Consider the following 22,806-nt stretch of genomic DNA (forward strand, 5'->3'; position numbering starts at 1 on the left):
ATTTAAAAGGAGTTAAGATGCTAGTTGATGGAAGCTACGAAATTTTATCTTGTGATGATGTGGAGCTTGGTATAAAAAGAGACTCTTCTCTATCCTTTTATGCTTGTTATGACGATGTCAAGGAGGCAAAAGCTCTTTTAGTCATCATTCCTGGTCTTGGAGCAGACTCTGACTCTGGCTATAGAACTCATCTCATGCGAACCATGGCAGAGAACTATGATGTGGCGTGTATTAGTGTGGATTATCACTGTATAGGCAACCGCCCACAGCTTGGGGCGAAATTTGGGCTTGATGATATAGATCGCGAAATCTTAACAAGAGAGCTGTCAAGCATAGGTATAAATTTACCAATCGATCTAAAAAGTATCGACTGCCATGAGAAGGTTGATTTGCTACTTAAATTTCTTAGTAAAGAGATAACTATTAGAAAAGAGAGCGGTATTTTGCCGGCTGATTTTAGGCTAAATGCTAGCATTACGATGGTGCCAACAAAAAATGAATATCAAAATTTTGGCGTTATGCAAACAATGGACGTGCTAAATGCCGTGCTTTATACAAAAAAATATATAAATAGTGCCAAATTTGAGCATCTACCAGTGATAATGGTAGGCAGCTCACATGGTGGATATTTGGCACATATGTGCGCTAAGATCGCTCCATGGCTAGTTGATGCGGTGATAGATAATAGCTCTTATGCTATATTTTTATGGCGGCTTATTGGTTTTGGTAAAGAGATTGATTTTACTAACTATTTTTGTTTTGGCACTGGCACTTTATATCAAAATTTATATCTTTACTTTTTTGATAAGACCTACTGGACACTTAATGAAAAATCACCATATTATTTTATTGACGCAAGAGAAGAGATAAGAAATATCCTAAATTTAGATCATTTAACTGTTCAAAGTAGCTATAAAAAGCCAATTTACGTGAGCTATCACTGCACTTATGATAATGAGACTGCCCCTGCAAAGGATAAAACCGAGCTTTATGAGGCTCTTAAGAAGCTTAAATTTGACGCAACGCTTCATATGATAAAAGATGAGAGCGAGGTTGATGGCAAATTTATAAAGTCTCTAACTCACGGCATGGGTATGTCTTATAAACTGCTTTTGCAAAGAGAGCTTCCTGGCATTATGAAGAAAATTTTGTCTAAAAAAGATAAAAAAGATGAGATTAATGAAAGATGCATAGGGTATAAGTGTGGTGATTTACTTTATAAATTTAGTGAAATCTCAGATCAGATAAGGCTTGAAGTTACCAATATTTAAATTTTAGAGCCATTTTTATCTAAAGCTAGGCTTTTAAAGACCTAGCTTTAAATTTTCTAGTTATCTATCATAAAATCATAAAATTCGTTGTTATATCCTACGTTTCCTACTTTGCTGTATTGTATAAGAGCGGCTTTTATGTTATCGATTTGCTGATACATAAAGCCAAGGGCAGCTCTGTTTTCAACAGCACTTGGATCATTTAGCTTTGTAAGCTCTAAAAGTGCGATTGCATTTGTGATTTTATTCGCTCCAGTCGCAGCCACACTCGCTAAAAAGAGCGTGCCAGCGTCATTTATCTTAAACTCGTCTATGACCTCATTATAAAGCTTATAGCTCTCATCAAAGTCGTTTGTAAAGATATCCACGTAGGCTAGAGTTTGGATCAAATTTATATTTTTTGGCGCGCTCTTTAGCTCGGCTCTTAGCTTATCGCGCTCCCTTGTTAGCAGGCCTGAGATCTGAAGTAGTTTGATGTATTGCTTTTTGATGATGTCAGCGCCGTGGTAGAAAGCATTTGAATCGAGATTTTTATCGATGAAGTAAATTTGTATCGCTTTTGCATACTCTTTGACGTTTTGATCTTTGTTTTTAGAGATGAAATTTAAGATATTTGCGATGATATCATTTGGCAAGATTTTCATAAGCTCATCAGCTTTTTTTGACATTAGTTCATCGTTGTTTGAGATTTTAGCGATGATGATATCAAAGGCCAAATTTAGCGTTGTAGGCTCTTTTGGCTCCTCAAGCCACCTTATCATCGCACTTTGGTTGCCACTAACTAGACTTAGAAGTGAGGCGTATAAATTTACAGGCTTTAGGCTTTTGTCGTTTTCTAAATTTTCTCCGATCTCTTCAACTAGTTTTGGATTTAAATTTCTATTTATATCCATGCAGATCGCCCCAAAGATGCCAGAGAGGTGGTTATTTACGTCCTGATGGTAGCTTGCTATAAAGTGCTTTGCAGCAAGGCTAAAATTCCCAAGCTGAGCGTAGCTAAGAGCTAGGTTATACTGCAAGATCGAGTGGTTTGGATAGGCTTTGGCAAGCTCTTCAAAGTCCTTGTTTGCCTCTTTTAAGCGGTAGTTAAGTGCCTTTGCGATGGCTTCGCTAAGTTTGGCATTGACCTTTGAGGCGGCGGCACTTTGGCTAAGGTAGTCATTTGCCGCTGAGGTGTCATCTAAAAAGACGCTAACCCCACCTTTTCTTATCTGCTCGATGCTCTGTTTCGCGTCAAAAACCTTGTAAGGTGCGAAGTAAAAGAGCGTCTCGTAGCGTCTTGTCCTATCAAAAAACATATCGTCGCTAAAGTGCGCCTGAGCTAGGCTAACGTCAAAAAGATCTGGCTTTAGGATGGTCTTTATCTTGTAAATTTTACTTGGCATCGAGGCATTGTAGTCATAAACGTCTTTGATAAATGCCGCCGCATCGCCATAATCAGCAGTTTTTAGATCGATTAGCGCCTCAGTCATCTTGATAAGATCGATATTTGGCGTATTTTTAGAAGCCTTTGTTAGATAGTCCCTTGCCTTGTCGTATTTGCCAAGCCTTGCGTAGAGCTGCGCTAGTGTAAAGTCAGCCTTAAACGCCTTTTGTCCCTCAAGCTTAGCTATGGCTCTCTCGTCATCTCCAAGAAGCGATAAAATTTTGGCGCTCAAGTAGGCATACTCGCCCTTGTAGTCCTCTGTGCTAGGGTGCGAGAGAGCTTGCAATGCCTCGTAGTAATTACCCTTGTAATAATTAACCAGTGCATAGTAGTAGCTGTAAAGTGGCGAGCTGTTTTCATACTGCAAAAAGGAGTCCGCAAGCCCTATGTAGTAGTTGAAATTTTTGGTGTTATTTAGCTCAAGTGAGCAAACAGCGGCGTTTATGGCGCTCACTGCGGTGTTTTCGCGGTCAGTTATCGCCTTATTAAACGAGATGATCGCCTCGTCACATTTTTCTTGTTTCATCTGCGAAACGCCTAGGTTGTAGTTTGAAAGTGACTGGTTATAAACAGCTATGTTTTCATAAATTTTTAACGCTTCAAATTTATTGCCACGCTCGTAGAGCTGGTTGGCCTTGTTTATCATCTCATCGATCTTTGAAGCGCCAAAATTTTGCGTTTGGTAGTTGTTTTCTATATTTTTTACGATAGCTGTAGTGTCTATCTCTTCTTTTTTATCTTTTTTTAGCAAAACAATTAGCAAAACAGTGATCAATATGACAAGCACCAAAGCAGCCGCACCGATGATGATAAAGAGCTTTTTCTTGCTTTTTTTTACAGGGATTGGCTCTGGGATGCTCTCATCTTGTAGCACGCCGTCACTTGCGATGCTCTCAAGCGAGACGATCTCTTCAGGCGCCTCGGCTTTTGTCTCTTCAGGCGCTTGCTCTGCTTGCTCGCCAGGTGGTTTTAGAACTACAACCTCGTCATCAGCCACTATATATACCTTTTAAGAACTTCTGGAATTTCGATAGTGCCATCAGCCTTTTGGTAGTTTTCCATTATCGCTATTAGCGTCCTGCCAACTGCCAAGCTTGAACCATTTAGGGTATTTACAAGCATATTTTTCTTGCCATCTTTAAAGCGAATTTTCGCTCTTCTTGCTTGAAAATCACGAGTGTTAGAGATAGAGCTTATCTCGCGGTATTTGCCCTGACCTGGTAGCCAGACCTCAAGATCGACTGTCTTTGCTGCGCTAAAGCCTAGATCGCCGCTGCAAAGAAGCATGTGGCGGTGAGGCAGTCCAAGGCTAGTTAGTAGGTCGCTCGCGCAAGATATCATCTCAGCAAGCACGCCCTCGCTTTGATCAGGTTTTGTGATGCTTACAAGCTCGACCTTTTCAAACTGGTGCTGGCGTATCATGCCCCTCGTGTCACGTCCTGCTGAGCCTGCCTCTTGGCGGAAGCATGCTGAGTAGCAAGTCATCTTTATAGGTAACTGCTCGGCTTCAATAATGGTGTCATTGTATAAATTTGTCACAGGCACTTCGCTTGTTGGGATGAGGTAGAGGTCCTCGTCGCGCACTTTATAAAGATCCTCTTCAAATTTAGGCAGCTGACCTGTGCCAAAAAGTGTGTTTGAGCTTACTAGATAGGGGACATTTACAAGCTCAAAGCCGCGCGCGCTGTTAAAGTCGATCATGTAATTAACAAGCGCTCTACTAAGCCTTGCTCCCATGCCGCGAAGCACGGTAAAGCGAGATCCTGAGAGTTTTGCGCCTCTTTCAAAGTCAAGCCAGCCAAGACTCTCGCCTAGCTCCCAGTGCTCCTTTGGCTTAAAGTCAAATTTAGTTGGCTCTAGCACTGTTTTTATGCAGACGTTATCGTCCTCGTCCTTGCCAAATGGCACATCATCGTCAGTGATATTTGGCACGCTAAATGAAATTTGCTCAAGCTTTTCTTCATATTGTTTAACGATCTCATCAGCGTCAGCAAGGGCAGCTTTGTTTAAATTTAGCTCACTCTTAAGCTCGCTCACATCTTCGCCAGCCCTTGCCTTTACGCCAAGCTCCTTGCTCTTTGCGTTTTGGATCGCTTGGAAATTTTCAAGTGCTTTGCGCTTTTGCTTTAGCTCGTTAAAAGTTTGCAAAAGCTCGTCTAGCAAGCTAGCTTTAACGTTTTTGCCCTCTAGTTTTTTTACGAATTCATCGTAGTTTGTCTCAAGTAGTTTTAAATTTATCATCGCTTCTTATCCTTATTGAATTTAGGGCACATTTTAGCGAATATTAGTATAATTTTGACTAAAACTTAAAGGAGGCACAATGCGGACGCAAGATATTTTTGATAATAAAAATATTACAGCAAATAGCAAGCAGTTGGCAATTTTAAAACAAAATTTTCCACAATGCTTTGATAAAAGTGGTAAATTTGACATTGAAACGTTAAGTCAAATTTTAGGTGTAGAAAATATCAAAAAAGAGGGTTTTGAGTTAAAATTTTTAGGCAAATCTTATGCGAGATTAATGGCTAATTTAAATCCCAAAACGCTTTTAATGCCAGATATCGATCATAATTCTAAAAACGAAAATGCACAAAATTTACTCATAAAGGGCGACAACCTTGAAGTATTAAAACATCTTAAAAATGCTTATTTTGAAAGTATTAAGATGATCTACATCGATCCGCCTTACAATACAGGTGGTGATGGATTTGTGTATAAAGATGATAGAAAATTTAGTGTCGATGAACTCTCTAGTCTCGCCGGCATCTCACAAGAAGAGGCCAAGCGAGTGCTTGAATTTACTGCAAAAGGTTCAAATTCACACTCTGCGTGGTTAAGTTTTATCTATCCGCGTCTTTATATTGCCAGGGAGCTACTTCGCGATGACGGCGTGATATTTATAAGCATTGACGACAATGAACAAGCACAGCTTAAAATTTTATGTGATGAAATTTTTGGAGAAGAGAATTTTGTGGCTTGTTGTCCTAGGATTACAAAAGTTCAAGGAAAATCAACTAACGAAATAGCAAAAAATAATGATTGGCTTTTTTGTTATGCAAAAACAATGACTCTAAAACAAAATGAAGTTAATGAAGAAGATTATTTTAAACAAGACGAATTTTTTAAAGAGCGTGGTGGCTATAAAACGAACCAAACACTAGATTATAACTCATTGCAATATAGTAAAACAATGGATTATGAAATAGATATAGATGGTAAAAAATTCTATGCTGGTAGCGATTTTAATTCATTTCAAGAAAGGAAAAATGGTAATCATGGTAGTCTAGATTGGGTTTGGCGTTGGAGCAAAGATAAATTTAAGTTTGGACTTGAAAATGGGTTTATCGAGATTATAAATAACAGGATTTATACAAAAACATACTTTAAAGCCAAAATTTCTAAGAAAAAACCATATAAAATTGAGTTTTTTGAAAGAACAAAAGCCATTTCAAGTCTTGAATTTATTAACAGTAAATATTCTAACGATAATTCGACCAAGGAATTACAAGATATTTTTAAAATAAAAAACTTGTTTAATTATCCGAAAAATACAGGTTTATTAAAATTTTTAATTTATCAAACTACGAGCGATACTGATATTATCCTAGACTTCTTTGCTGGCTCTGGCACGACCGCTCACGCTGTTATGGCTCAAAATTTAGAAGACGGTGGTAACCGTAAATTTATATTAGTTCAGCTTGATGAAAAGATAGATGAAAGAAATAGTAAAGTAGCTTATGATTTTTGTAAAAATGAGCTAAAAAGTAAAAATCCAACTATCTTTGACATAACAAAAGAGCGTATCTTGCGCGTAGCGCAATCTCTCTCTCTCTCTCTCTCTCTCTCTCTCTCTCTCTGAAGACGATGCGCGGCTTAAATTTAAAATCTTTTCGACCGTTCCACTTTTAAAATCATATTTAGATAAGTATTTAGACGGTGACTCTGATACGAAAGAGCCGAATTTATTTCCTAAAAATGAGCTTTCAAAAGATGATTTAACTGCACTTTTAACTACATTTACAGCTTATGATGGCATAAAACTAACAGATGAGCTAAAAATAGTAGATTTGGGAGGATATGAGGCGTATTACGCACAGAAAAAGCTATATCTTATAAATGAAAATTTTAATGGTAAAAATTTAAAAGCTTTGGTTGAGAAAATAGATAGCGATAAAGAATTTGCGCCTGAAAAAATAGTAATTTACGAGCCTAGTTTTGAAAGCACGAGATGGCGTGAGCTAGACGAAGCTATTAAAAATTATGCAAATAAAAAGAATTTGCAAATAAGCTTAATTGTAAGGCATTAAAATGGCTGGATTTAATTACGAAAAAGATTTGCCTCATCAAAATGAAGCAATAAATGCGGTTATGGATGCTTTGGTTGGATGTGAGATAAAAAAGAGTATAAACGCGGAGCAAAATCCTCTAATAGAAAGTAAAAATAAGGTTTTTGACATCTGTATGCAAACTGGTACTGGCAAAACATATACATTTACAAAAATGATGTTTGAGCTAAATAAAATTGCAGGTGTTTTTAAATTTATAATCGCAGTGCCGACACTTTCTATAAAAGCTGGAACGATGAGCTTTTTGAACTCGGAGGCGACTAGAGAGCATTTTAGAGATATCTACTCTAAAAATATCAAAATTTATCTAGTCGAGAGCGCAAAGCAAAACGATAAAAAAGAGCGTATGCCAAGTGCGATAAGCGAGTATGCAAGAGCTAGTGAAAATAATGCTATACACGTGCTTGTGATAAATCAAGGCATGATAAACTCTCAAACGCTGCAAAAAGAATTTGACGTAACTCTTTTTGATGAGATATCAAATCCTTTTAAGGCTATCTCATATACAAGACCTATTTTGATAATAGACGAGCCACATAAATTTGATAAAGAAAATAAAACGTGGGAAAATTTGAAGAAATTTAACGCTCAACTTACATTTAGATACGGCGCTACTTTTAAAGAGTTTGAAAATAAAATTTATGAGTTAAATGCACTTGATGCTTTTAATGCGGATCTAGTAAAAGGTGTTGAGGTTTATGTAGCTAAATTTGACGAGGCAGCTGATGTAAGCGTAAGGCTGGTATCGACGGACGGAGCGATCGCCAAATTCGAGCGTAAAGCCGATAGAAAAAGCAAGTTTTATAATCTTGGTAAGGGCGATGATCTGGAGTTAATAGATGAAAATTTAAGAGGCATCAAGATAGAAAAGCTAAATACAAAAATCATATTATTAAATAACGGCTTAGAGATGAAAAGAGGGGATGAAATAAATCCTTTTAGCTACTCACAGACGCTTCAACAAAAGATGTTAGAAGTTGCTGTAGATGCACACTTTAAAAATGAGCGTGAGCTGATGAAGAGATCTCCTCGCATAAAACCACTCGCACTATTTTTTATAAATGATATAGATAGCTACCGCGAGGAAAAAGGAGAATTTAGAGCTGAATTTGAAAAGCTTATAAAATTAAAAATGGAGCAAATTTATAAAGAAGAAGAGCCTGGATTTTATAAAGATTATTTAAAAAAATCGCTTGACGATCTTCCTTTAACTCATGGTGGATACTTCTCAAAAGATAATGATGATAAAGATGAGAAGATACAAAAAGAGATAGATGAAATTTTGCACGATAAAGAGAGCTTGCTAAGTTTAGACAACACAAGACGTTTTATATTTTCAAAATGGACTTTACGTGAAGGCTGGGATAATCCAAATGTATTTACTATCTGCAAACTAAGAAGTAGTGGCTCAAATACAAGTAAGTTACAAGAAGTAGGACGTGGGTTAAGACTGCCTGTAAATGAGTATATGGCTCGTGTAAAAGATGATAAATTTATGCTTAACTACATTGTTGATTTTAAAGAAAAGGACTTTGCAAATAGTTTGATAAACGAGATAAATGAAAGTGTTGAAACTGAGATAAATAAAGAAGAACTTACTGAAGATACGATAAGGCTTGTGGCTTTGAAATTTGGCATAAGTAAAGATGAAATTTTAAAAAGACTTGATGAAGAATGTGCTATTAACAGAAGTAATAAATTTTTAGAAGGTGGATATGAAAAATTTAAAGAGATGTATTCTTTAGGCAGTAGAGATTTATCGCAAAAGATAAGAAATATGGAAGATAAGAAAAATGGTGTGAAGATAAGACCCGCTATGTTTGCTGAGTTAAAAGAGCTTTGGGAGAGGCTAAACGAGCGAGCGATCTTAGAATATATGATAAAAGATGAGAGCGAATTTGGCAAAATTTTTAGTGATTTTTTATATGATAGAAAAGATATATTTAAACCAAGTGGGCTTGAGGTGCAAAGATTTGGCGTGAATGCTACAAAAGGCGGTATGAGCGTCGTAAATATAAGTAGCGTAGAAGATAAGATAGAGCCTATAAATACACTGACTTATAAAGAATTTTTAGTGAAATTGAGTGACGTGATATGTGTGAGATTAGATACGTTGCATATTGCATTTAAAAAGTGTGAAGAAGTAGATATAAAAAATTATTTAAATTTATCTACGATATATATCTTAAAAAATGAATTTAATCGCTACTTACTTGAAAATGCGATAAGCAAATTTAGTATCTCTTATAAAAAAGTAGAAAGTAGTGTGCATCCAACAAAATTTACAGATGAAAAAGGAGATGTAAAAGACGTAAGCGCTAAAGATCTTGGAGTGCAAAGTATTAAAGGAGAAACCGCAAAAGAGTATTTATTTGATGAGATATTTTATGACTCAGAGCTTGAGAAAGAAAATATCGTTGAGGAGATCTCAGAGGTGGTTGTCTTTACAAAAATTCCAAAGAATTCGATAAAAATTCCAGTAGCAGGTGGTGGTACGTATTCGCCAGATTTTGCTTATATAATAAATAAAAAAGATGGTAAAAGTAGACTAAATTTCATCATAGAAACAAAAAACAAACCTAAAAGCGAACTTGCGTTAAGTGAGAAACAAAAGATTAAGCATGCACAAGAGCTCTTTAGCAATAGTGGTTTTGACGTGAAGTTTGAAACGCAATTTGAAAATGAAAAAATCTTAGAAGTTATAAAAAAGTCTTTATGATTTAGAGGCAAAATTAGCCTCTAAATTTAAACTATAAACATAACTTTTGCAAGCAAGACGATCGCTACCGCAAGCGTAAGTGCGATAGGGTGGATGTTGCCAAGTGGGCTAGGGCGCTTAAATATAAATTTGCAGCTTAAATTTATTATCACCGCAGCCACGATCACCATCGCTAAGCAAAATTTGATCATAAAAGTGATCTGTAAATTTGTCTCAAAGTAGCCTCCAGCCTTGCTGCCGACTAAGCTACTCATCATCATGCCACCAGTTAAAACTAAAAGTAGCACGCAAATAGGCATGATTTTAACAGCTACTGAGCCGATGGCTTGCTTTGCCTTTTGAGCAAGCTCTGGCGGCATCTTTTTGCTCGCCGCTCTTAATATGATCACATCAAAAAATAGATAACCAACAAAAATGATCGCACAAAAAAGGTGAATTATCTGCGCGTAGGGATATAAATTTTGCATATTTTTCCTTATCTGTAAATTCCAACCGCTTCACGCACTTTTTTTATCGTTGTGTGAGCTACATTTTGGGCTTTTTTAGCGCCTAGATCTAAAATTTTAGCCACCTCGTCAGGGTTGTTTTGATAGTGCTCAAATTTCTCTCTTGCATCTTTAAAATAGTCCCAAACAAGCTCGTTTAGATAGGCTTTAAAGTGCCCGTGACCTTCTCCTCCACGCTCATATCTAGCCTGCAAGTCGCGCTGGCCGCTCTCGTCTAAGAAGAGCTTTGCGATATTATAGACGTTGCAGTTTTGCCACTGCTTTGGCTCTTCAAGCGGCGTGCCATCAGTCACGATGCTTGAAATTTGCTTTTTAAGCGTCTTGGCGTCCGCGAAGATATCGATAGTGTTGCCGTAGCTTTTGCTCATCTTTTCGCCATTTGTGCCAGGCACGGTAGCGACGTTTTCATCGATCTTTGCCTCAGGCAGTGTAAAAATCTCACCATGTTCGTTGTTAAATTTGATCGCGATATCACGCGCGATCTCCACGTGCTGGATCTGGTCCTTGCCCACAGGCACGACCTGCGCGTTATAAAGCAAGATATCAGCCGCCATCAAAACTGGATAGCTAAAGAGTCCGTGGTGCGAGCTAAGGCCTTTTGCGACCTTGTCTTTGTAGCTGTGCGCGCGCTCAAGTAGCCCCATAGGCGTATGCTGGCTTAGCACCCAGTAAAGTTCAAGCACGTCTTTTACGTCGCTTTGCACCCAGAAAATGCTCTTGTCTGGGTCGATCCCAAGCGCTAAAAAGGCACACGCAGCGTCAAAGGTGTTTTGCTTTAGCGCTTTGCCATCGCTAAGGCTGGTCATCGCATGGTAGTTTGCTATAAACATAAACATCTCGTTTTTTTCTTGCATATCAACCATCTGCTTTATCGAGGCAAAATAGTTGCCAAGGTGTAGTTTGCCGGAGGGTTGGAGGCCGGTTAATACTCTCATCTTATCCTTTCAAATTTTGGCTTTTTCTCGCGAGCGCTTTTGATAGAGATTTGAAATTTTAAGCTTTCGGCAGACTATATGTCTAGCCTCGGCTTAAAATTTCTGCACAACTCTCGTCGCTTTAGCGTTGCGAACAAGTGAAGCAAAAATCATCTCAAAACACTTCGCCAAAATGCTTTTTAAATTTTAACATCAGGGTAGATATTTTTATCTAGTCTAATCTTAAAATTTAGCTTGCTAGCCCTCACTTAAAAACAAAATTTCGCCTCGCCTAAACAAAAAACTCTTCGCCAAACCGTTTAAATTCTAACATCACGTTAGACTTTATGCGTCTAGCTTGGTCTTAAAATTTGACTGTACAATATTTGCCACTTTAACGCTCTATCAAAGAGAAGCAAAATTCATCTCAAAATTTTGCCAAAATTTCTCACTACAAAACGTTAAATTTGGCTCAAACATGTCAAATTTAAACACCACGCCAGACAGCCATCTAGCCTGATCTTGAAATTTATAGTTGCAAGCAGCCCTCGCCACTTTGCAACTAAACTTTTAAAAGTATCCTTATCTCTTTTACGATCTGCTTTGGAGTTTTGCCCTCCACTTCAACGATATAATCAGCCTTTTTCTCATAGAGCTTTTCTCGCTCCAGATGAAGTGCCTCGGCCTTTTTTAGGTCACTTAAAAGTGGGCGTTTAGCGAGTTTTTTCTCGCTATTTTTGCTATTTTTTAGCCTTTGCATGATCGCATCAAAGCTTGCTTTTAGATAGATCACGGTGCCTATTTTGTTTAAATTTTTAACCTTTGCAAAGCCCCCACCTGTCGAGATGATCGCATTTTTGACATTTGTGGCTAGAAATTTGGCTAGATCTTTTTCAAGCTGCCTAAAATGCTCTTCGCCAAATTCATCAAAGATAGCCTTTATCTTCATATTTTGTGAGCTCTCTAGCAAGTCGTCGCAGTCAAGGTTCATCGTCTTTAGCGCCTTGCTTAGCGCTCTTGCGGTTGTGCCCTTGCCAACGCCCATAAACCCTATCAAAACGATATTATTGTTCTTTGTCTTCATCACTCTCTCCACGTTTTTTAGGGATTAGCACGATAGGCACGCCAGCTAGACTAAAGCTCTCTCTAAGCTTGTTTGTCAGGTAGCGCTTGTAGCTAAAGTGCAGGCATTTTGGGCGGTTCATTATGAGCGCTATCATTATAGGCGCTGTTTTAAACTGCACTGCGTAGTAAATTTTCACGACCCTGCCTTTGTCGCGTGGCAGTGGGTGCGCCTTGGTCGCTTCGCCGATCACTTCATTTAGCTTTGAAGTTTGGATTTTTTGGGTGTAGTTTTTGTAAATTTCAACTATGAGCGGGTAAATTTTATGCACTCTTTTGCCGCCAAGTGCTGAGACGCTGATGATCGGAGCGTATGAGAGAAATTTAAACCTATCTTTTATCTCTTTGCAAAGCTCGTCAAATTCTTCGCTGCTTTTGTCCCATTTGTTTAGCACGATGATGACGCCAAGCTCAAATTTCGAAGCGATACCAGCGATACGCTCGTCAAGCTCTGTTAGTGGCTCAGAGCTATCAAGCACAAGTAGCGCTACGTCTGTCTCTTCTAAAATTTTCTCAGTTCTATTTAGCGCGTATCTCTCGATGCCCTCGATCTTGCCACGCTTTCTGATACCAGCAGTATCGACAAACTCAAAAACCCTGCCATCATGCTCGTAAATTTCATTTACTGGGTCGATCGTAGTGCCTGCCACGTCGCTAACGACGGCGCGACTCTCTTTTACAAGAGCGTTTAGAAGTGAGCTTTTGCCGACATTTACGCGGCCTATGATGCCAACTCTGATGTTTTTGCTCTCATAGTCTATCTCGTCGCTTAGCTCGCCCTCGTCGTTATAGTTTTCTAAAAAATCATCAAAATCATCGCTCGTATCGGCCTTTATCTGCACTTTCGCTTCTAAGTGCTTTGCTAGCCAGATGCTAAGCTCGTCGACGCCGGTGTTGTGACTTACTGAAATGCCAAATGAGTTTTTTGCGCCAAAACTTACAAATTCCCACTCTCTTTGCTCGTCTTTTTTGCTGTCGATTTTGTTGATGACTAGAGCGATTGGTAAATTTAGCTTGCTAAGCTCGTAAAAAATGGCTCTATCCTCGTCATCTGGCATCATTTTGCCATCGACCATGTAGAGGATAACGTCTGAGTTTTTAGCCTCTGCTAAGGTCTTTGCTTTTACGTTTTTAAAAAGCTCGCTGCTATCATCAAGCCCGCCGCTGTCGATTAATATACACTCTTTGCCCTCAACTTCGATCTTAGCTTTGTTTGTATCTCTTGTAGTGCCGCTAACGTCGCTTGTTATGGCGATGCGTCTTCTTGCTAAGCGGTTGAAAAGTGAGCTTTTGCCGACATTTGGCTTGCCTACTAATATTACTTTTTGCAAATTTTGTCCTTTTTATGATGGCTGATTATACAAATTTTTCTCTTATATAAAGTATAAAATTACGCTTAAAAGCGCCGAAATAAAAGAAAAAATCAACCAAAATTTAAGCCATTTTTTATTAAAATGAGTGCTTTAAATTTAGAGGTTTTGCGATGTTAAAAAGGTTTTATATTTCACATCTTGGCATTTTTTATATGCTCTTTGCTTGCTTTATGTTTGCCGTAACTGGCGCATTTGCGAAGTATCTGAGCAAAGATATGCCTTCTATCGAAGTTGTTTTTTTTAGAAATTTGATCGGACTTTTCATCGTCATCTACGCCATCTATAAATTTCCATTTAAACAAACTGGCGGGCACTTTTTCTTGCTGATGTTTCGCGGTTTTGTGGGCACGGTGGCGCTTTTTGCCTTTTTTTATAACGTCGCGCACGTAAATTTAGCCACAGCCTTTACATTTCAAAAGACAAACCCGATATTTACAGCCATTCTCGCAGCTATCGTGTTTAAGGAGCGGCTAAGCTCGCTTGGCTGGTTTGCTGTCTTTTTGGGATTTGGTGGAATTTTGCTTGTTATCCAGCCAAATTTAGGTATCAATAAAACCGATATCATCGGCATTTGGAGCGGCCTTGGAGCGGCTATTGCCTACACGAGTGTCAAGGAGCTAAACAAGAGCTACGGCACAAACGTGATCGTGCTAAGCTTCATGCTTTGGGGCTCGTTTTTGCCGCTTATTTGCATGGGGATGGCTGAGTTTTTCACCTATGAGCCTCTTGATTTTTTATTTTCTAAATTTGCTATGCCAAGCTGGCACAACGTCGTGTTTATCTTGCTAATGGGGCTTAGTGGCTACTATTTTCAGGCGTTTATGACAAAGGCATTTGCGGTTGGCAAAAAAGCTGGCGTGATCGCTGCGGTTAGCTACGCAGACGTCATTTTTACGCTTATAATTGGCTATTTTATGGGCGATGCGTTGCCAAATCACCTAGCGCTCGCAGGTATCGTGCTTGTTGTGGTGAGTGGAATTTTAGTTGTTAAAGAAAAATAAAGGAGAAAAAATGATCTTAATCGCTGGACCTTGCGTGATAGAGAGCAAGGAGCTTGTTTTTGAAGTGGCAAAAAGGTTGGTTAAATTTAATGAAAATCCAAAGCTTGATTTTTACTTTAAGTCGAGCTTTGACAAGGCAAATCGCACGAGCATTAGCTCATTTCGCGGCCCTGGGCTAGAAAAGGGTTGTGAAATTTTAGCTGAGGTAAAAAAAGAATTTGGCTTTAAAATTTTAACCGATATCCACGAGAGCTATCAAGCTCAGCCAGTTGGCGAAGTGGCTGATGTGCTGCAAATCCCTGCATTTTTGTGCCGTCAGACTGACCTTCTTGTAGCAGCTGCTAAGACAAAAGCGGTCGTAAATATCAAAAAAGGGCAGTTTTTAGCGGCATCTGCTATGAAACACTCTGTTAAAAAGGTGCTTGAAACAAGAGGTATTAGCGGCGATGGATACGAGGTCGCAAAGGCAAATGGCGTCTGGCTAACCGAGCGAGGTAGCACCTTTGGATATGGAAATTTAGTCGTTGATATGAGAAATTTGGTGATGATGAGAGAATTTGCGCCAGTCATTTTTGACGCGACCCACAGCGTGCAGATGCCAAGCGCACTTGGCGAAAAAAGCGGCGGAGATGCTAGGTTTGTGCCTTATCTTGCAAGAGCAGCGGCTAGCGTTGGGGTGGATGGATTTTTCTATGAGACGCACATAAACCCTTGCGAGGCGCTATGTGACGGACCAAATATGCTAAATTTAGACGAGCTTGAAAAAGTCGTAAGTGACACGCTAAAGATAGAGGAAATTTTAAATTTTTAAACTAAGGAGAGAGGTATGAAAAGGATTTTAGCGCTACTTTTGGGAGTGTTGTTTTTAGTAGGTTGTGGCTCATCTCAGCCTAAGGTGCCACTTACTGGCAAGTATAAATTTGAGGGCATTAGCTACACTCATGTGCAGCACCACGAGCCGACAAAATTTTTCTATCAAAGCCCAAAAATGATCGAAAAAAAGTATAACAAGCAAATCACTGAGGCGCTTACAAAAGAAAATTTGCTCGATCCTAACTCAAGCGACGAACTAAAGATAAAGATAACTCACCGCAGAGAATTTATAGGCGAAGCGACCTTTGCCAAGAGTGACAGGATGGGCAATATCTACCTTACTTACGAGGTAGAAGTCGTTAGAAATGGCGAAGTTTTGAGGCATTATGGCTCTAGCGAGCTAAGATTTAACCCTGGAGTTTTTGGAAATTTAAAGGGGCTAGTTGGACAAAATAACGATGATAGCTTTGAAAATAAGGCGATTAGCGCAAATGTAAAAGAGATCGTTGATACCATAAAAGGTTTGAAGTAAATTTATGTCAAATAGAGGCTTTTTGTGGATATTTCTTGGCGCGGTGGCTGAGTGTGGCTGGGCGTATGGGCTAAAGCACGCGTCAAATTTAAGTGAATTTTTGCTTACGACGCTGCTTGTGAGCATAAGTTTTGTTTCGTTTATGAAGGCTTTAAAGTATCTGCCTGTAAGCATCTCTTATGCAGTATTTGTGGGCTTTGGGACGGCTTTTATCGTCATAGCTGAGATCGTTAGCGACTACGTAGCAAGCGGGATCATGCCAAATTTCATTAGGCTATTTTTCATAGCGACGCTCATTTTGGGCGTGCTTGGGCTAAAAGGCATAAAAGAATGATCCACTTTTTAGCGCTTTTACTAGCTGGATGTTGTGAGGTCTCTGGCGTCTTTTTTATCACGAAATTTTCAAAAAGCACAGGCGTAAAAAAATGGGCAAATTTCATCCTTTTGCTTGGAAATTTCGCCCTTTCTTTAACGCTGCTTAGCTACGCTATGCAAACTATCGCTATGTCGGTGGCGTATGCGATCTGGACAGGCATCGGAGCGATCGGAGCAGTCGTGGTTGGCGTAGTTTTTGAAGGTGAGAAGATAAATTTTAAAAAAGCCTTGTTTTTAGCGCTCATCATCTTTAGCGTCATCATGCTAAAGATAGTTTGACGAAGGTTCTATTTTTAAACAAGCTTTTGCTAAACTTGCATAAAAAATAAAGGAGCAAATATGAAAATAATCGAGGGAAATTTAGCCCTAAAAGGCAACGAAAAGATAGCGATCATAAACGCAAGGTTTAACCACATCATCACAGACCGCTTGGTAGAGGGCGCAAAAGACGCATTTTTACGCCACGGCGGCGACGAGAAAAATTTAACTTTAGTGCTAGTCCCTGGCGCATTTGAGATACCTATGGCGCTTGAAAAGGTGCTCGCAAGCGGTAAATTTGACGCGGTTTGCTGCGTGGGAGCGGTGATAAGAGGCGCAACGCCGCATTTTGACTACGTAAGTGCTGAGACTACCAAAGGCATCGCAAACGTGACGCTAAAATACGCAAAACCAGTCACATTTGGCGTGCTAACAGTCGATAACATCGAGCAAGCGATCGAGAGAGCTGGCAGCAAGGCTGGAAACAAGGGCTTTGAAGCGATGACGGGCGTTATAGAGATGCTAAATTTATACAAAAAGCTAGGAGAGTAAAATGGCCACACGTCATCAAGTGAGACAAGCCATAGTTTCGTTACTTTACTCAAATGAGATAAATCCCGTAACTGCGGAGTTTGAAGAGGAATTTTTAGAAGAGAAAAAGATAAGAAATGAGCGCAAAAATGAGGCGCAGCAGACCTTTAAAGAGGTGTTAGCAAACAAAGAAAAACTAGATAAAATTTTAAAACCGCACCTAAAAGACGGCGACTTTAGCAAGGTTGGCGCAACCGAGCTTGCTATCCTTAGACTTGGGCTTTATGAGATGAAATTTAGCCAAACTGATAAAGCTGTCATAATAAACGAGGCGATCGAGCTTGCAAAGGAGCTTGGAAGCGATCAGGCACCAAAATTTATAAACGGCGTGCTAGATAAAATAAAGGGCGATCTATGAAGCTCTGCGTCGCTCTTGATATGGCGAGCAAGGATGAAAATTTAGCCCTCGTGCGTGAGCTAAAAGGGCTCGATCTTTGGCTGAAAGTGGGGCTTAGAAGCTACCTTAGAGACGGATCTAAATTTATAGAGGAGCTAAAAGGGGCAGGGGAGTTTAAAATCTTTCTTGATCTAAAGCTTTACGATATCCCAAACACGATGGCAGACGCCGCTGAGGTCGTCTCAAAGATAGGCGTGGATATGATAAATTTGCATGCAAGTGCTGGCGAGCGAGCGATGAAAACCGTTATGGAGCGTCTTAGTTCGCTGCAAAATCGCCCCTTAGTGCTTGCTGTATCAGCACTTACTAGCTTTAGCGAGAGCGAATTTGAAGCGGTTTATAACGACACTATTTCACGCTCGGTTAGAAAATTTAGCCAGATGAGCTTTGAAGCGGGGCTTGATGGCATGGTCTGCTCGGTCTTTGAAAGCAAGCTCATAAAAGATGTGACAAATCAAAATTTTATCACGCTTTGCCCTGGAGTTAGGCCTTTTGGCGAGAGCGCGGGCGATCAAAAGAGGGTTGCAAATTTAGTTAGCGCAAAGCAAGAGGGCAGCGACTTTATCGTTGTTGGCAGACCTATCTACGAAAACGCAAATCCAAGAGAAATTTGCGAACGCATTTTGGAGCAAATTTAAAATTTAAAGCGTACAAATTTTTTAACTCTGACCCTTTTATGATTTTTTAAAAGGGTGCATTTTTATACACCCTAAAAATTTATAAATTTATTCTCCATTGATAATAAATCCAGCCCAGTAATATGGGTGTAAATTTTGTTTTATCATCTCTATTTTTGAGTTTTTGAGTAGAACATTATAGTTTGGTTGGTTTTTGTCTTTAAGCCCTTCATAAAAGGTACTCATAAGATTTACAGTTTGCTTATCATCAACTTTCCATAAGCTCATCATTACATTTTTTGCGCCAGCTTGGATAAATGTTTTTGGTAAAGCAGCGACCGCACTTGTATCTTTTGAGTCTACTACGCCAGTTTCGCAAGCTGAAAGTACTACCATATCCGTGCCTGATAATTTTAAACCAGACATTCTTAGTGCCATTACTATACCACTCTTATCCTTTGTATTTGCACCGCTTAGTGCTATGCCTGACTTTAGCATAGGATCTATGATTTTCTCATCATTGATAAAGAAGCCATGAGTAGTTATATGTAAAACCTTTGGAGAAGATATACTAAACATATTTTTTTCGCTAGCATTTTCTCTATCATAAATTTTTATGTTAGTGCCAAATACTGCTTTTATAACGTTTTCTTCTTCTTTAAAACCTTTTAGTCTAGTGAAGAAATTCATCTTGCTTAAAGACCTTGTAAGCACGATCTCATCTGAGCTACTTGAAGTTTTATCGCTTGTGTCTACTGCATTATCATAGTCTGGATCACTAAACATAGTTACAGGTTCTTTTGCACTACTTTGATTATATTTATGTGCTCTTACAAATTCTTTAGCAGAAGCTATGTACCTTATATTTTTATTTTCTATTAAGTAACCATCATTATCACGCAGTGCTTCAAATGGAAAGAGTCGTAAGGCACCATCGGCAGCTATTATTAAATTCTTATAACTATTTATTCTTGCAGGCATATTACTAAATAATGTTTTGTAGATATTTGAAGAGAGCTCTTTTGAAAGTTGTGTAGCTTTAGTGCTTTGCTCCTCACTTGATATTATATGTTCTATGTCATCTCTAAATTTTTTAATATCTTGATTTATCTCGTTACTTTGAGATTTGCTAAGAACTATAAGATCTACTCTTTGATTTTTATCTACACTAAAGATATAGTATTTTTCATCGTAATATCCTATATCTATAAGCAGCTCATCTTGACTTAAAAATTTAGTTACGTCTTGGATACTTATATTTTTCATGTCAAGTATCTCTTTGAAATTTGATGACATAGCAGATAGTTCTGATTCTAAATTCTTTATATTTTTTTGTGTTTGATCTAGCTTTTCTTTACGTTCTTTTTCTAGCTTTTCTGCCTCTTTTTCATCTTCGCCTTCAAAACTTTGTCTTGAAAGGCCAGCATATTCTTTTTTTAGAGCATTTAGTTCATCTATTTTTGAAGCTACAAAAGAGTTTGTGGTAGTCTGCCTTAGCATATATATAGAATTTTCAGCATCCAATAAAGAATCTTTTGAGTTTATGAAAATTTTATACATATCTTTTATAATATCTGGTCTTTGTTGCATTGCTTTTGAGCCAATATCCAAGAAATTAGGCATAAACTCTTTATTTGCATCCAAAAATGCCTTCTTTTGATCATTATCTAGTGATTTAAAATTTTGATTTTTCATAGTATCAAAGATCGCCATAGACTCTTTTGCGTAAGTATAAGCTTTTTGGTAGTCTTGTTTGTCAGCATATATATTACTGATATCTTTTTTTGCTCCAGCGAAGTTGATGTGATTATTTACACCATAAGTTCTATTCATCATATTAATTGCCTTATCATAGTAGTTTAGTGCTGAGTCATACTCTTTCATCTCTTTATAGTTATAGGCTAGATTAATATATATATACATTAGCAAATTACTTTTTGGTGCATATTTATTGGTTAGATCGAGCGATCTTTGTAGGTAGCTAAGAGCATTGTTGTACTCTTTTAGTTCTGTATAAGCAACAGCAGCATTTACGTAGATCGCAGCCAACCGCATAATTCCACTTGTTTTTTTAGTATCAAAATTTTTTTCCTGCAGATTTGCTGCTTTTAGGGAGTATTCAAGCGATTTTTGAAAGTTCTTTGCATGCATATAAATACCGCCTATACTTGATAGCATGACCTCTATTATGCCGAGATCATTACCTTTATATTTATCTTCGGCTATACTCAAGGCATCTTCGCAAAGTTTTCTTCCTCTATCAAAATCACCTAGTCTAGCATAAACACTTCCTATATAACATTTTGCTTGAAGTGACCAAAACCCATTGGGATCATCTTCGGCTTCTATTATTTTGTTGTAGTAGTTTAGTGCTTCTTGGTATTCTCCTAGTTCTGAATAAGCGAAGCCTAAATATTCATACATGTGAAGTCTTGAAAAAGACGCCTTGCCTAGTTGTTTATCATATCTCTTAAGAAACGTAGGTGCATTTCTTAGCAAGCTATCATAGTCTCTGTTAGTTGAGTTTTTCGCCAAGCGTTCATAGTCATCACTAAACTGTTCTATCTTTCCAGAAAAGGCAACTATGGTTGCATCTTTTACCATACCTAGCTCAGCACAACCTGTTAAAATACCAGCTACTGCAGCTGATATGGCTATGCTTGATATTTTTTTGTTTAACTTCATTTAGTTCTCCTTACTTTATGATGTTTTTGATGTCTAAATTTATATGAGGAAATAGCAAAAATGATCTCTAGCCCTTTAAAAGAAAGTAAAGGCAGAGCCCAGGGTATATAATAGCCCCAAAATAATCCAAAAAAAGATATAGTAAAAAAGATCACAAAATTTACAGTGGTTACTAGAGTTAGTCTAACTCCTTGTGATTTTATAGGGCTAAGTTTTAGTGTTAAAAATGTAATTGAACTAAGCATAAAAAAGTAGAGAATAAATGAATAGATAGGTTCTAGTTGTTTTAGCTCTTTTATTTTAAATGCTGTTGTTATAGTATCACTTAACGCTAATACTCCACTCCTAGTATCATCAATAGCTGTTTGATATATATCTCCAGAGCCTTTGTAGTCTGAGCCTATAAGCACGATAGCATCTTTAAAGCCACTTATGGTTGCAAGCTTGTCAGCAGAATATATAGAGATGTTTTCATAGTTTGATTTTAATGATCCGTTTTTTAGTTTAGTGATCCTTTTATAAAGTACTCTTGTAGAAAGCAGTTGTGAAAAATCATAGCTTTTGTTGTCGTCACAATAAAAGCTTTCATATCCACTGCTTAAAACGACAGCTATGTGAGGTATACTTTTATTGTTTTTGCATGTAAATTTGGCATATCCTCTTGTAATATTATCAGAATTTACATGCATGGTTGTAGAAATTAAAGTGATATTTTTATCTAAATATGGCTCAAGAAATAGTTCATTTTTTTGAGTAGGAAGATAAATCTTATATCTTTGTGAGTATTTATTCAAAGCATTTATAAGTAGTCTATCATCATCGGTTACTTTGCCTTTTATATCACTTGGATATGCCAAATAATAGTCTAACAAGACAGCCTTTGGCTCTTGATCTTTCGTTCTAGCATCTAGCTCATCAAGAAGTGAGGCGAGAAGGTCTCTTGGGGTAAAATTTGCTGCAAGAGGCTCGTCCGCTTTGGATAAATTTTTCTTTTTCAGATATGTTTCATCTATAAGGACAACTATGATTTTTGGAGATTTGTCACTACTTTTTATGAATGAATGAGTTTTTATGGCAATGTCATAGTCTGCCGTATCGATAAAATTTTTTCTAACAAATTCGTTATTTGATAGAAAAGTATTAAAAATAAAGAACCAAAAAGCTGAAGCTAGACCGAGTATTAGTGAAAATTTAAATTTGCCATATTTTTGAACAAGGTCTGACTTATTTTTTGATATGGCTATAACAAGTTTTACTAATTCTAAATAAAATTTACGCAAAGCTTTCATGCGAATTATTTTTCAATTCTTAGACAATATATGTCGTAACCATCCTTATCTAAAATACGAATAATATCACCAGGTTTTGATTTTATTTTTTTCTGTGTAAAGCACTCATCTACCTTGCAAGTATAGACTAACTTGTCGTTCTGATAATATTTTAGTGTGTGGGCATTTTGGTTAATAGGTAATGTGTCGATTGAAATTTTAAATACCAAACAATCGCCACCTCTTGTAAATGCGCCTTTTTGTTCGACTTCAACCTTTGCTGTAAAAAATGCCTTGATCTCACCAAAGATAGTTTGAGCTACTTCAGCTGTATGACTTTGCCCAGGCTTTGATAGCTCTATATCTTGATTTGAAACTGTGTCGGTAAGAAAAAGTTTTCCGTTTCCACTTTCAAATTTTATAGTAGAGCCATCTTTAACTTCCGTTTTTGTGCTTGTTTGTCCATCTATGGTATATATAACATCGCCTTGTGTTTTTATATAGACATTTGCTAAACATAATGAAGCCACCAAAGATAAAATAAAAGCTTTTTTCATAGACATTCCTTTGTTTGATTTGTGTTTAAGAATTA

Annotated in this window: 22 protein-coding genes; 12 read left to right on the forward strand and 10 right to left on the reverse strand. The window is 37.8% G+C overall.

Annotated features, from left to right (window positions below; translation table 11 throughout):
- Nucleotides 1-17 precede the first annotated feature (17 nt).
- The gene (locus CYO89_RS04310) at nucleotides 18-1,271 is read left to right on the forward strand and encodes a DUF2920 family protein (RefSeq protein ID WP_103597261.1); all 1,254 of its coding nucleotides are present in this window, start codon (nucleotides 18-20) and stop codon (nucleotides 1,269-1,271) included.
- 56 nt (nucleotides 1,272-1,327) lie between these two features.
- Here CYO89_RS04310 and CYO89_RS04315 read toward each other — a convergent pair whose 3' ends face one another.
- Together CYO89_RS04315 and serS are read right to left on the reverse strand one after the other, a co-directional pair.
- Nucleotides 1,328-3,694, reverse strand: a complete 2,367-nt coding sequence (locus tag CYO89_RS04315) for a tetratricopeptide repeat protein (RefSeq protein ID WP_103597262.1) — start codon at nucleotides 3,692-3,694, stop codon at nucleotides 1,328-1,330.
- Entirely contained in the window at nucleotides 3,694-4,938 is a 1,245-nt protein-coding gene (gene serS, locus CYO89_RS04320; RefSeq protein ID WP_103597263.1) for a serine--tRNA ligase, read from the reverse strand. Before serS ends, CYO89_RS04315 begins: the two co-directional genes overlap by 1 nt.
- Nucleotides 4,939-5,017: 79 nt before the next feature.
- Between serS and CYO89_RS04325 the strand changes: the two genes are divergently transcribed.
- From CYO89_RS04325 to CYO89_RS04335, 3 genes are read left to right on the forward strand one after another with little or no spacing between them, the layout of a single operon-like run.
- Nucleotides 5,018-6,556 (forward strand): site-specific DNA-methyltransferase, encoded by a 1,539-nt coding sequence (locus CYO89_RS04325; RefSeq protein ID WP_103597264.1) that lies wholly within the window; start codon nucleotides 5,018-5,020, stop codon nucleotides 6,554-6,556.
- A gap of 25 nt (nucleotides 6,557-6,581) precedes the next feature.
- Nucleotides 6,582-7,004, forward strand: coding sequence for a hypothetical protein (locus CYO89_RS10345; RefSeq protein WP_181001884.1), 423 nt, complete (start codon nucleotides 6,582-6,584; stop codon nucleotides 7,002-7,004).
- Nucleotide 7,005: 1 nt separating this feature from the next.
- The gene (locus CYO89_RS04335; protein WP_103597266.1) at nucleotides 7,006-9,762 is read left to right on the forward strand and encodes a type III restriction-modification system endonuclease; all 2,757 of its coding nucleotides are present in this window, start codon (nucleotides 7,006-7,008) and stop codon (nucleotides 9,760-9,762) included.
- A gap of 26 nt (nucleotides 9,763-9,788) precedes the next feature.
- Here CYO89_RS04335 and CYO89_RS04340 read toward each other — a convergent pair whose 3' ends face one another.
- The 5 genes from CYO89_RS04340 to der form a co-directional block, all read right to left on the reverse strand.
- Nucleotides 9,789-10,229 (reverse strand): copper resistance protein CopD, encoded by a 441-nt coding sequence (locus tag CYO89_RS04340; RefSeq protein WP_103597267.1) that lies wholly within the window; start codon nucleotides 10,227-10,229, stop codon nucleotides 9,789-9,791.
- A gap of 8 nt (nucleotides 10,230-10,237) precedes the next feature.
- Entirely contained in the window at nucleotides 10,238-11,203 is a 966-nt protein-coding gene (gene trpS, locus CYO89_RS04345) for a tryptophan--tRNA ligase (RefSeq protein WP_103597268.1), read from the reverse strand.
- A gap of 384 nt (nucleotides 11,204-11,587) precedes the next feature.
- Nucleotides 11,588-11,737, reverse strand: a complete 150-nt coding sequence (locus CYO89_RS10350) for a hypothetical protein (RefSeq protein WP_181001882.1) — start codon at nucleotides 11,735-11,737, stop codon at nucleotides 11,588-11,590.
- Nucleotides 11,738-11,744: 7 nt separating this feature from the next.
- Nucleotides 11,745-12,266 carry a shikimate kinase gene (locus CYO89_RS04350; RefSeq protein WP_021090653.1) on the reverse strand — a complete coding sequence of 174 codons (522 nt, stop codon included), beginning with the start codon at nucleotides 12,264-12,266 and terminating at the stop codon, nucleotides 11,745-11,747.
- The gene (der, locus tag CYO89_RS04355) at nucleotides 12,247-13,635 is read right to left on the reverse strand and encodes a ribosome biogenesis GTPase Der (protein ID WP_087581768.1); all 1,389 of its coding nucleotides are present in this window, start codon (nucleotides 13,633-13,635) and stop codon (nucleotides 12,247-12,249) included. Before der ends, CYO89_RS04350 begins: the two co-directional genes overlap by 20 nt.
- Before the next feature lie 152 nt (nucleotides 13,636-13,787).
- On the opposite strand from der, the gene CYO89_RS04360 reads away from it, so the two are divergent.
- Genes CYO89_RS04360 through pyrF form a run of 8 tightly spaced genes read left to right on the forward strand, consistent with a single transcriptional unit; the run spans nucleotide 13,788 to nucleotide 18,282 of the window.
- Nucleotides 13,788-14,678 (forward strand): DMT family transporter, encoded by an 891-nt coding sequence (locus tag CYO89_RS04360; RefSeq protein WP_021084553.1) that lies wholly within the window; start codon nucleotides 13,788-13,790, stop codon nucleotides 14,676-14,678.
- Between the two features lie 10 nt (nucleotides 14,679-14,688).
- Complete coding sequence (kdsA, locus tag CYO89_RS04365; protein WP_103558936.1) at nucleotides 14,689-15,489, forward strand: 3-deoxy-8-phosphooctulonate synthase; 801 nt, start codon at nucleotides 14,689-14,691, stop codon at nucleotides 15,487-15,489.
- A 15-nt stretch (nucleotides 15,490-15,504) separates the two neighbouring features.
- Complete coding sequence (locus tag CYO89_RS04370; RefSeq protein WP_103597269.1) at nucleotides 15,505-16,023, forward strand: hypothetical protein; 519 nt, start codon at nucleotides 15,505-15,507, stop codon at nucleotides 16,021-16,023.
- A gap of 4 nt (nucleotides 16,024-16,027) precedes the next feature.
- Entirely contained in the window at nucleotides 16,028-16,357 is a 330-nt protein-coding gene (locus CYO89_RS04375; RefSeq protein ID WP_021084512.1) for a DMT family transporter, read from the forward strand.
- Nucleotides 16,354-16,677: a DMT family transporter gene (locus CYO89_RS04380; RefSeq protein ID WP_004317710.1), complete on the forward strand. Its 324-nt coding sequence runs from the start codon at nucleotides 16,354-16,356 to the stop codon at nucleotides 16,675-16,677. The genes CYO89_RS04375 and CYO89_RS04380 overlap by 4 nt, the downstream gene beginning before the upstream one ends.
- A gap of 60 nt (nucleotides 16,678-16,737) precedes the next feature.
- Nucleotides 16,738-17,208, forward strand: a complete 471-nt coding sequence (gene ribH / locus CYO89_RS04385) for a 6,7-dimethyl-8-ribityllumazine synthase (RefSeq protein WP_021084559.1) — start codon at nucleotides 16,738-16,740, stop codon at nucleotides 17,206-17,208.
- Between the two features lies 1 nt (nucleotide 17,209).
- Complete coding sequence (gene nusB, locus CYO89_RS04390; RefSeq protein ID WP_103597270.1) at nucleotides 17,210-17,605, forward strand: transcription antitermination factor NusB; 396 nt, start codon at nucleotides 17,210-17,212, stop codon at nucleotides 17,603-17,605.
- Nucleotides 17,602-18,282 (forward strand): orotidine-5'-phosphate decarboxylase, encoded by a 681-nt coding sequence (gene pyrF, locus CYO89_RS04395; RefSeq protein WP_103597271.1) that lies wholly within the window; start codon nucleotides 17,602-17,604, stop codon nucleotides 18,280-18,282. Before nusB ends, pyrF begins: the two co-directional genes overlap by 4 nt.
- A gap of 87 nt (nucleotides 18,283-18,369) precedes the next feature.
- On the opposite strand, the gene CYO89_RS04400 is transcribed toward pyrF, so the two are convergent.
- The 3 genes from CYO89_RS04400 to CYO89_RS04410 are packed head-to-tail and all read right to left on the reverse strand — an operon-like array spanning nucleotide 18,370 to nucleotide 22,771.
- A complete protein-coding gene (locus CYO89_RS04400; protein ID WP_103597272.1) occupies nucleotides 18,370-20,946 on the reverse strand; it encodes a CHAT domain-containing protein in 2,577 nt (858 codons plus the stop codon).
- Nucleotides 20,943-22,235, reverse strand: coding sequence for a CHASE2 domain-containing protein (locus tag CYO89_RS04405; RefSeq protein ID WP_103597273.1), 1,293 nt, complete (start codon nucleotides 22,233-22,235; stop codon nucleotides 20,943-20,945). The genes CYO89_RS04400 and CYO89_RS04405 overlap by 4 nt, the downstream gene beginning before the upstream one ends.
- 5 nt (nucleotides 22,236-22,240) lie before the next feature.
- Entirely contained in the window at nucleotides 22,241-22,771 is a 531-nt protein-coding gene (locus CYO89_RS04410) for a hypothetical protein (RefSeq protein WP_103597274.1), read from the reverse strand.
- Between the last annotated feature and the right edge of the window lie 35 nt (nucleotides 22,772-22,806).

Origin of the sequence: Campylobacter concisus, from assembly GCF_002913765.1 — a bacterium.
Taxonomy (GTDB): domain Bacteria; phylum Campylobacterota; class Campylobacteria; order Campylobacterales; family Campylobacteraceae; genus Campylobacter_A; species Campylobacter_A concisus_BB.